Source organism: Natronospirillum sp. (assembly GCF_022565775.1).
Taxonomy (GTDB): Bacteria; Pseudomonadota; Gammaproteobacteria; order Pseudomonadales; family Natronospirillaceae; genus Natronospirillum.
This window is the reverse complement of the sequence record NZ_JAIUMC010000110.1, coordinates 1-9,957: the sequence shown is the minus strand read 5'-3', so window position 1 is coordinate 9,957 and position 9,957 is coordinate 1. Positions and strand designations below refer to the sequence as shown.

General features: G+C 60.3%; 8 protein-coding genes. 4 read left to right on the top strand and 4 right to left on the bottom strand.

Features of this window, described 5'->3' with window-relative positions:
* Positions 1-332: 332 nt before the first annotated feature.
* The 4 genes from cmk to gyrA are packed head-to-tail and all read right to left on the bottom strand — an operon-like array spanning position 333 to position 5,733.
* Entirely contained in the window at positions 333-1,019 is a 687-nt protein-coding gene (cmk, locus tag LAT62_RS14720; protein WP_293385614.1) for a (d)CMP kinase, read from the bottom strand.
* 5 nt (positions 1,020-1,024) lie between these two features.
* Entirely contained in the window at positions 1,025-1,930 is a 906-nt protein-coding gene (locus LAT62_RS14715) for a prephenate dehydrogenase/arogenate dehydrogenase family protein (RefSeq protein WP_293385611.1), read from the bottom strand.
* The gene (gene pheA, locus LAT62_RS14710) at positions 1,931-3,067 is read right to left on the bottom strand and encodes a prephenate dehydratase (RefSeq protein WP_293385608.1); all 1,137 of its coding nucleotides are present in this window, start codon (positions 3,065-3,067) and stop codon (positions 1,931-1,933) included.
* Positions 3,068-3,093: 26 nt separating this feature from the next.
* Positions 3,094-5,733: a DNA gyrase subunit A gene (gene gyrA / locus LAT62_RS14705; protein WP_293385605.1), complete on the bottom strand. Its 2,640-nt coding sequence runs from the start codon at positions 5,731-5,733 to the stop codon at positions 3,094-3,096.
* A 227-nt stretch (positions 5,734-5,960) separates the two neighbouring features.
* Here gyrA and LAT62_RS14700 point away from each other — a divergent pair, with 227 nt between their 5' ends.
* The 4 genes from LAT62_RS14700 (at position 5,961) to LAT62_RS14685 (ending at position 9,888) form a co-directional block, all read left to right on the top strand.
* Positions 5,961-7,310: a TRZ/ATZ family hydrolase gene (locus LAT62_RS14700; protein WP_293385602.1), complete on the top strand. Its 1,350-nt coding sequence runs from the start codon at positions 5,961-5,963 to the stop codon at positions 7,308-7,310.
* Complete coding sequence (gene ubiG / locus LAT62_RS14695) at positions 7,307-8,035, top strand: bifunctional 2-polyprenyl-6-hydroxyphenol methylase/3-demethylubiquinol 3-O-methyltransferase UbiG (protein WP_293385599.1); 729 nt, start codon at positions 7,307-7,309, stop codon at positions 8,033-8,035. Before LAT62_RS14700 ends, ubiG begins: the two co-directional genes overlap by 4 nt.
* Positions 8,035-8,799 carry a YciK family oxidoreductase gene (locus LAT62_RS14690; RefSeq protein ID WP_293385596.1) on the top strand — a complete coding sequence of 255 codons (765 nt, stop codon included), beginning with the start codon at positions 8,035-8,037 and terminating at the stop codon, positions 8,797-8,799. Before ubiG ends, LAT62_RS14690 begins: the two co-directional genes overlap by 1 nt.
* 159 nt (positions 8,800-8,958) lie before the next feature.
* A complete protein-coding gene (locus tag LAT62_RS14685) occupies positions 8,959-9,888 on the top strand; it encodes a GGDEF domain-containing protein (RefSeq protein ID WP_293385593.1) in 930 nt (309 codons plus the stop codon).
* Positions 9,889-9,957: the final 69 nt, after the last annotated feature.

The window sequence follows — 9,957 nt, the reverse complement described above, 5'->3', positions numbered from 1 at the left end:
GAACTATCGTGGGAGCGCACCCCGTTGCGCGATGGGGCCGCAGGCCCCTGACCAAATCGGCCAGCGGGGTGGCCTCCTACGGAACACAGGCACCTGAACTATCGTGGGAGCGCACCCCGTTGCGCGATGGGGCCGCAGGCCCCTGACCAAATCGGCCAGCGGGGTGGCCTCCTACGGAACACAGGCACCGGAACTATCGTGGGAGCGCACCCCGTTGCGCGATGGGGCCGCAGGCCCCTGACCAAATCGGCCAGCGGGGTGGCCTCCTACGGAACACAGGCACCGGAACTATCGTGGGAGCGCACCCCGTTGCGCGATCGGCCGTCAGGCCGTTACAACAGCCCGCGGGCGCGGGCCTTTTCCTGAATCGCGTCCAGCACCTCTTCAATGGTCAGGTGCGTGCTGTCGATGGTCTCGGCATCATCGGCCGGCAGCAGCGGAGATTCGGCCCTGTTGCGGTCTCGCTCATCACGCGACTGCACGTCGGCCAAAATGGATTCAAAGTCGGCGTCGCTGCCGCTTTCCTGCAACTGGGCAAGGCGGCGCTTGGCCCGCTCATTGGCACTGGCTGTGAGAAAGATTTTCAGATCGGCATCGGGAAATACCACCGTGCCCATGTCACGGCCATCTGCCACCAGGCCAGGCGCGGTCCGAAACGCCCGCTGCCGCTCAAGCAGGGCCTTGCGCACCTCCGTATGGGCCGCAACGCGCGAGGCGGAAGCGCCTGTTTCCTCGGTGCGCAGCACTTGGGTCACATCATCACCTTCAAGCAAGACTCTGCCTCTATTGACATCAAAGTAGATGTCCAGATGTTCTGCCAGAGTGGCGACGTCCTCGGCAGCGTCCAGGTCTATACCATGATTGTGTGCCGACAGTGCGGTGAGTCGATAGAGTGCCCCGGAGTCGAGAAAATGCCATTGAAGCCGGCTTGCCATCAACTGGCTGAGCGTACCCTTGCCGGCGCCACTGGGGCCGTCAATGGTCAATACGGGTGCTTTTTTGCTGTTATTACCTGCCATGGTGTCTACCCGGTTCGTTCATCAAGTATGCGGGAAAAATAATCACGCGCGTGCTTGGCACGACGGAACACGGTATGGAGCGCCTCCCCATCACCGGCAGCCAGAGCGGCGCGCACGGTGTGCAGATGGTCCATATATCGATCCAGTACGTCCAGTGTTGCCTGATCATTGGCCAGAAAAATGTCATGCCACATGGTGGGGTCGCTGGCGGCAATGCGGGTAAAATCCCGGAAGCCGCCGGCGGCATAATGGAAAATCTCGTATTTTTCCGACTCCTGCGCCAGGCTGTCCACCAGCGCAAACGCCAGCAGATGCGGCAGGTGGCTGGTGGCCGCCAGCACCTCATCATGCCGATCCACCGTCATCAGTTGCACCGTCGCCTCGACCTGCTCCCACAGGGCACGAACACAGGCCGTGGCGGTGGGGTCGGTATCCGACCCCGGGGTCAGGATGACCTGATGGCAGTGATAAAGGTCGGGGTTTGCGGCATCAACACCACTGAACTCGGAGCCGGCAATCGGATGGCCGGGCACCAGCCACGCGGGCACCTGGCCGAACACGGCCTCTGCGGCATCCCGCACTACCCCTTTCACACTGCCCACATCCGTCAGTACGGTGCGACCATCGGCCAGCGCCGGCGCCAACTGTTCGAACACGTTGCGCAGGCTCAGCACCGGCACGGCCAGCACCACTACATCGCTGCGGCGGCACAGGTCGAGCAGATCTGTACAGCCTTCATCTATATAGCCCAGCTCAAGCGCCCGGGCCAGAGTGGCATCCGACTGATCTGCACCTAGAATGCGCAACCTGCTTTCGCGCTTGCGCAGGGCCGCCGCCAGTGAGGCGCCAATCAGCCCCAGGCCGACAATGCCCAGTGTTGCAAACGGTCTTTCGGGTGTCGACACAGTCATTCAGAGAACGGCCATAGGGTATGACCCCAGCAGCTTGACTTCGACGGCCTTTTCTTCGACCCGGCTCAGGACCTGCTGCACATTCTCGTCGTCCAGATGGCCCTTGAAGTCGATAAAGAACACATAGGCCCAGTTTCCGCTGGGCGCTGGCCGGGTTTCAAGACGGGTCATGTCGATACCCTGCTCGCTGAACGGCTTGAGCAGTTCGAACAGAGCCCCCGGGCCATTGCGCATGGAGACAATGATACTGGTCTTGTCCTGCCCGCTGCGCGGCACCGATTCACGACCGATAATAAGGAAGCGGGTCGAGTTTTCCGGGTGGTCTTCGATCTTCGGTGAAATGATTTCCAGGCCATACAGCTCGGCCGCCATACTGCCGGCGATGGCCGCGGCATTCCATTCGGTATTGACCCGTTTGGCGGCTTCCGCATTGCTGTTGACCGGCACGCGCTCTACATGCGGCATGTGCGCATCAAGCCACTTGCGGCATTGGGCCAGCGATTGCTGATGCGAATAAATGCGGGAGATCGAATCCTGCCGGGTGTTGGGGCCGATCATCAAGTGCTGATGGATGCGCAGCTCCACCTCACCACAGATCTTGAGATTGGAGTTGAGGAACGTATCCAGCGTGTGGTTGACCACACCTTCGGTGGAGTTCTCGACCGGCACCACACCATAGTTGACCGCCCCGGCCTCCACATCACGGAACACCTCGTCGATGGCAATCAGCGGCTTGGTCTCGACCCACTGGCCGAAATGCTTGATGGCCGCCTGCTGGGTAAAGGTGCCCTCAGGGCCCAGATAGGCCACCTGCAGGGTATTTTCCAGCGCCAGACAGGCAGACATGATCTCTCTGAACAGGCGGGCCATGTCTTCTTGATTCAGCGGGCCCGAATGCCGCGCCATCACGCGCTGCAGCACCTGGGCTTCGCGCTCCGGGCGGTAGAACAGCGGCGGCTCGGCCTGCCCCTCATCGCGCGCCTGCAGTTTGACCTCGGCCACCCGCTGCGCGCAGGCGGCCCGGTCACTGATCAACTGCTGAAGCTGCTCGTCGATACTGTCGATCTGGTCGCGCAGCGCCAACAGTTCTTTCTGGTCAGCCACTGGGGGCTGGGTCTTGTCTTTGCCATCAGCCATGGATCGTCAGCCTCATAGGGTCAAACTCAGTCATCGGTCTCGTCACTGGCATCGTCGTCAGCCGCATCAGGCGTCGCCGAACCGGCTTCGTCATCGAGCGAGGCCACGGCGCCCTCTTCTTCCATTTCATCCACTTCTTCCGGCTCTTCGATCCGATCCACGCCAACCAGTTTCTCATCATTCGACAGGCGTATAATGCGCACTCCCTGGGTGTTGCGGCCGAGCACGGAAATTTCTTCGGCCCGGGTGCGTACCAGCGTGCCCTGATCCGAAATCAGCATCACCTGGTCGCCGTCGATCAGCTGAATGGCTGCCACCAGCGGACCGTTTCGTTCATTCACTACCATGGAGATGACCCCGCGCGTCGCCCGGCTCTTGGTCGGGAATTCGGCCGTCGCGGTGCGCTTGCCATAGCCTTTTTCAGACACGGTCAGCACGGTGGCGTCATCGTTGGGCAGCATGAGCGAGATCAGTCGATCGTCTTCGGCCAGGCGAATGCCGCGCACACCTCGTGCGGTACGGCCCATTTCGCGAACCGAATCTTCACTGAAGCGCACCGCCTTGCCCTGTTGCGAGAACAGCATAACCTCCTGCGAACCATCGGTGATGGCCGCCTGTACCAGATGGTCGCCCTCTTCCAGGCCCAGCGCAATCAGGCCATTGCTGCGACGGCGCGAGAACGCCTGCAGACTGGTCTTCTTGACGGTGCCCAGAGCCGTGGCCATGAACACAAAATGGTCTTCGGTATACTCGCGCACCGGCAGAATTGTGGTCACCCGTTCGGTTTCGTCCAACTGCAGGAGATTGACCAGCGGGCGACCCCGGGATTGGCGACCAGCCTGTGGAATCTGATAAACCTTCAGCCAGAAAACACGCCCGGCATCAGTGAAGCACAGCAAGGTGTCATGCGTGCTGGCAACCAGCAGCATATCGACGAAGTCTTCGTCCTTGACCCCCAGTGCCGATTTGCCGCGACCACCCCGGCGCTGCGCCTGGTAGCTGGTCAGCGGCTGGGTCTTGGCATAACCGGTGTGCGAAATGGTCACCACCATGTCTTCTTCGGTGATCAGGTCTTCCACCGAGAAATCTTCCCGGTTTTCGATGATCTCGGTGCGCCGGTCGTCTGAATACTCGTCGCGTACTGCAATGAGTTCTTCTTCGATGACTTCCATCAACCGCGCCTGACTGTTCAGGATGCGCAGCAGTTCGCCAATGTTCTCGATGATCTGTCGGTATTCATCGAGCAGTTTTTCATGCTCCATACCCGTCAGCTTCTGCAGGCGCAGATCCAGAATGGCCTGGGCCTGCTCGGGCGACAGGAAGTAGCGGTTGTCATGCACGCCAAAGCGCGGGTCCAGCTCCTCGGGGCGACAGGCGTCAGACCCGGCCCGTTCGAGCATGGCCGAGACATCACCCAGCTCCCAGGAGCGGCCGATCAGTCGCTCACGGGCTTCTTTTGCCGAGGGCGAGCCCTTGATCAGTTCGATCACCGGGTCGATGTTGTTCAGGGCGACCGCCAGGCCTTCCAGAATATGCCCACGCTCACGCGCCTTGCGCAGTTCAAACAGGGTACGCCGGGTCACCACTTCACGGCGGTGCCGGATGAAGGCTTCCAGCAGCTCTTTCAGATTGAGCGTGCGTGGCTGGCCGTCGACCAGGGCCACCGTATTGATGCCGAAAACCGATTCCATCTGGGTCTGAGCATAGAGGTTGTTCAGTACCACATCGGACATTTCGCCGCGCTTCAGTTCGATGGCAATGCGCAGACCGTCCTTGTCGGACTCGTCGCGCAGCTCGGAAATGCCCTCGATCTTCTTGTCTTTCACCAGCTCCGCGATCTTCTCGATCAGCCGGGCCTTGTTGACCTGATAGGGCACTTCCGTGACCACCAGAGTCTCGCGGCCGGTCTTCTCGTGGGCTTCGACATGGGTGCGCGCCCGCACATAGACGCGGCCACGACCGGTGCGGAAAGCGTCAACGATGCCCTTGCGGCCGTAAATAAAGCCACCAGTCGGGAAATCCGGGCCGGGAATGTGCTCCATCAGGTCATCGACGGCCAGTTCCGAGTCCTGCATCAAAGCCAGACAGGCGTTGATCACCTCGCCCAGATTGTGCGGCGGAATATTGGTCGCCATGCCGACTGCGATACCGGAGGAGCCATTGACCAACAGGTTCGGCACCCGGGTCGGCAATACTTCGGGGATCTGCTCGGTGCCGTCATAGTTGGGCACATAGTCGACCGTTTCTTTTTCCAGGTCGGCCAGCAGTTCATGGGCAAACTTGTCCATGCGCACTTCGGTGTAACGCATGGCCGCTGCCGAGTCGCCGTCGATGGACCCGAAGTTACCCTGACCATCGACCAGCGTGTAGCGCATGGCGAAGGGCTGCGCCATGCGCACAATGGTGTCGTAAACGGCCGAGTCACCGTGAGGGTGGTACTTACCAATTACGTCACCGACCACACGAGCAGACTTCTTGTAGGGCTTGTTCCAGTCGTTGCCCAGCACCTGCATGGCAAAAAGTACCCGACGGTGTACCGGCTTCAGGCCATCACGCACATCCGGCAAGGCCCGCCCCACGATGACTGACATTGCATAGTCCAGGTAGGACTGTTTGAGTTCTTCTTCAATGTTGACCGAAAGGATTTCTTTGGCTAAATCGCCCATCTGATGCTCTTCCTTTGTCCTTTTCAGCTTCGGGTGAAGCCAAAACGGGAGATTCGAAAACCGGCGAATCATACCATAAATCAATGTGTTGGGGCACTGATTCGGGCTGACAGAAGACCAATCAGACGCTATCCTTGTTGTACCTGAGTTTGCATACCGTCTGCGGGCTTTCATAATAGCCGTCGCGCGCTGATTCAATCACTCTGCAACCCTTTCTGTGAGGCACCATGGCCGCTTCTGCCAACCACGTTGATACCCTGATTCATGCCGGATGGATCGTCACTGTAAATGCAGCACGCGAGGTGCTGACCCTGCACAGTCTGGCCATCACCGATGGTCGTATCAGTCATATTCTGCCCACCGAGCAGGCGCGCCAGAGCCTGCAGGCGGACAACGTCATTGAGGTGCCCGAACAGGTCATCATGCCCGGCCTGATCAACATGCACGGCCATGCGGCCATGTCGCTGTTTCGCGGCATGGGCGATGACCTGCCGTTGATGACCTGGCTGCAGGAGCATATCTGGCCAGCTGAGGGGCGTTTTGTCAGCCCCGAGTTTGTCCGTGACGGCACGGAACTGGCCATTGCCGAGATGCTGCGCTGTGGCACCACCTATTATGCCGACAACTATTTCTTCCCCGAAGACACGATCGACGTCATTCGCCAGAGTGGCATCCGCAGCCAGCTCTGCTTTCCGATTCTCGATTTTCCGACCAACTGGGGCGACGGGCCGGATACCTTCCTGCGCAAGGGCCTGGCGCTGGCGTCCGAACTGAAAGGTGACGACCAGATCATGGTATCGCTGGGGCCGCATGCACCCTACACCGTATCCGACGAACCCTTCCGCAAGATCATTGCGGCCAGCGAGCAGCACGACCTGCTGATCCAGATGCATGTGCATGAAACCCGCACCGAGGTGGAAGACAGCGAGCGCGACCGTGGCCAACGCCCCATCGCCCGGCTGCGCGAGCTGGGCCTGCTGCGCCCCGAGATGCAGTGCGTGCATATGGCTGTGTTGAACGAAGACGACATCCGCATGGTCGCTGACAGCGGCGCTACAGTCGTCCACTGCCCCGAGTCCAACCTGAAACTGGCCAGCGGCTTCTGCCCGGTTCACGCGCTGCAGGAAGCAGGGGTCAATGTCACTCTGGGTACTGACGGCGCCGCCTCCAACAATGATCTGGACATGCTGGGCGAGCTGCGCACTGCCGCCCAACTGGCCAAGGCGGTCAGCGGCAATGCCGAGGCGCTGCCCGCCCATGCAGCGCTGGAAACGGCCACCATCAATGCGGCCCGAGCACTGCGCCAGCAGGACCGGTTGGGCTCGCTCGAGGTGGGCAAGCAGGCTGATGTGATCACGGTCGACTTTACGGGCCTTGAAAGCCAGCCGGTTTATGATCCGGTATCGCATCTGGTCTATGCCACCAGTCGTGATCAGGTCTGTCACGTCTGGGTCAACGGCCGGCAGGTCTTGCGTGATCGTCAGCTCGCGACACTCGACAGCGATGCCATCGTGGCGCGAACCCGCGAATGGCAGAAGCGCATTGTCGCCGGTCAGGCCGAGGCGGCGCAGTCATGACAGACAAGCCCGACACCGGACTCCAGACCAGCGCCAATGTTGATGCGGATGAAATCAGCCGCTTCGACCGGGTGGCCGACCACTGGTGGGATCCGGAAGGCGACTTTCGCCCGCTGCACGACATCAACCCTCTTCGCGCCGATTACATTGAGCAGCGTACCGGCGGTGTGGCCGGGAGACGAGTGCTGGATGTCGGCTGCGGAGGCGGCCTGCTGGCCGAGGCCATGGCTGTGCGTGGTGCCGATGTGCTGGGCATTGACATGAGCGCCGTGGCCATTCAGGTAGCACAGGGCCATGCGCAACAAGCTGGACTGGACTCAGTGCGCTACCGGCAACTGCCGGTCGAGGAGCTGGAAGAGGACCAATTCGAGGTCATCACCTGCCTGGAAATGCTGGAACATGTCCCGGACCCGGAAGCCATCATCCAGCAGTGTGCCCAGCGCCTGCAGCCCGGCGGGCACCTGATTCTGTCCACCATCAACCGAAACCTGCTCTCCTACACCACGGCCATTCTCGGCGCCGAATACCTGTTGCGCCTGATTCCGCGCGGCACGCACGACTATGGCAAGCTGATTCGACCCAGCGAACTGGCCGACTGGTGCCGTAAAGCCGGTCTTGCCCTGCACGACCAGCGCGGCATTGCCTATAATCCATTGCTGCGCACTCAACGTTTGACCGACTCGGTTTCCGTGAACTATCTGATGCATTTTACTCTGGAGGCGTAATGACCAAGGTGGCCCGACTCGATCTCGAAGAATTTCAACCTGAAGCCGACCTGTTGCGCGACCGGGTCATACTGATTACCGGCGCCGGCAGTGGCATTGGCGCGGCCGCAGCAATGGCCTGCGCCGAGCACGGTGCCACCGTCATCCTGCTGGGCCGCACGCAGAGCAAGCTGGAGCAGACTGACGACCGCATCCGGGCCGCGACTGGAGCCGAGCCCATTCTGATGCCGTTTGATCTCGAATCCCGGGACTATGAAGCCTATCACCAGATCATCATTGCCATTAACCAGCAATTCAGGCGCCTGGACGGCATCGTGCATGCGGCGGCTGTTCTCGGCCAGCGCACCCCGATAGAGCAGTACAATCATGAAGCCTGGGAGCGTGTCTTCCAGATCAATGTGCATGGCGGCTTTCATCTGACACGAGCCGCCCTGCCCCTGATGAAGCAAAGTGATCAGGGGCGGGTGGTGTTCCTGTCTTCCAGCGTCGGCCGCGAAGGCCGAGCTTACTGGGGCGCCTATGCCGCCAGCAAATTCGCGGTCGAGGGCCTGGCCGAAACGATGGCTGACGAATTGAAATCCCTTCCGGATTTCTGCGTCAATGTGGTCAACCCCGGCCGCACCCGCACTGTGATGCGGGCCACGGCCTATCCGGCGGAAGATCCGGCCAGCGTGCCTGCACCTGAAGTCCACAACTCATTGCTGCTCTATCTGCTCAGTCATCACTGCAGTGGTCAGACCGGCCAGAGCTTTGACGCTCAATAAGTGGGTGACAAAATTCTGTCACCCTGCCCCTTCTGTCGCCCCAAGAAACACTGAAAATCTCGCCAAGACCCACTGAACAGGCTGCTTTCCGAGAAATTGCAGGAAACTGGCACACTTCTGGCTAAACCTTTCCTACATCGTCAAAGTACGGACGTAGTTATGGCTTCACACCCATCGCCGGATCAGTTGTTCAAGCGTGAGAAAAAAGTGACCCCACTGGATTCCCGGCGGGTCACGCAGCGCCGCAGTGAGCGCAGCAATGCCTTCATGCAGGAGTTGCGCCTGCGCATCTCCAGTCTGTTGCAGACCACGCTGGATGCAGAACGCATCGTGGGGTACTTCTTTCAGGAAGTGCAGTCAGCAGTTGCCGTTGACGGAATGGTCTACCGGCATGATATTGCCGGTATCCACTTTAGCCAGGGCACCAAAGGCGCCCACAAGGCCAGCTACCAGCTCAACACAACCGATGACTACTTTGGCGAGGTCGAATTTACCCGGCGCAAGCGCTTTACCGAAAGCGAACTGGTGAAGCTCGAATCCCTGCTGGATCTCTTTGTCTACCCGATCCGCAATGCGGTCAGATACCAGGACGCGCTGCGCTCGGCGCTGACCGACCCTCTGACCGGTGTCGGCAATCGCCTCTCTTTGAGCAATGCGCTGAAGCGTGAACTGGAACTGTGCCGTCGCTACGATCGGGAGTTGTCGATTCTGCTGCTCGACATCGATCGTTTCAAAACGGTTAACGACCTGTTCGGACATCACGTCGGTGATCAGGTGCTGAAGACCGTAGCCGACATTACCTGTCAGTCACTGCGGGATGCCGACAGTGTCTATCGTCTGGGCGGTGAAGAGTTCCTGGTGCTGATGTCGAACACATCGCTGGAAGATGCCACCAATATCGGAGACCGCATCCGGCGCAATATCGTTCACTGCGAAATCGGCCCCGGTTCACGCCCCGACATCACAGTGAGCATGGGCGCTGCGGCCTACAAGGCCGGCATGACCACCGATACGCTCATTCAGGCGGCCGACAAGGCCATGTACAAGGCCAAGCACAACGGCCGCAATCAGGTGCAGCAGGCAACCTGAAAGATGCCGATCTGCTAGCGCCTGACCTTGCGCCCCGGGCCACTGCGCGCCCCTGAGGTGCTGCGCAGA

Coding starts and splice junctions, on each gene's coding strand:
- cmk (WP_293385614.1), bottom strand. CDS start 1,019: ATGGCAGGTAATAACAGCAAAAAAGCACCCGTATTGACCATTGACGGC.
- LAT62_RS14715 (WP_293385611.1), bottom strand. CDS start 1,930: ATGACTGTGTCGACACCCGAAAGACCGTTTGCAACACTGGGCATTGTC.
- pheA (WP_293385608.1), bottom strand. CDS start 3,067: ATGGCTGATGGCAAAGACAAGACCCAGCCCCCAGTGGCTGACCAGAAA.
- gyrA (WP_293385605.1), bottom strand. CDS start 5,733: ATGGGCGATTTAGCCAAAGAAATCCTTTCGGTCAACATTGAAGAAGAA.
- LAT62_RS14700 (WP_293385602.1), top strand. CDS start 5,961: ATGGCCGCTTCTGCCAACCACGTTGATACCCTGATTCATGCCGGATGG.
- ubiG (WP_293385599.1), top strand. CDS start 7,307: ATGACAGACAAGCCCGACACCGGACTCCAGACCAGCGCCAATGTTGAT.
- LAT62_RS14690 (WP_293385596.1), top strand. CDS start 8,035: ATGACCAAGGTGGCCCGACTCGATCTCGAAGAATTTCAACCTGAAGCC.
- LAT62_RS14685 (WP_293385593.1), top strand. CDS start 8,959: ATGGCTTCACACCCATCGCCGGATCAGTTGTTCAAGCGTGAGAAAAAA.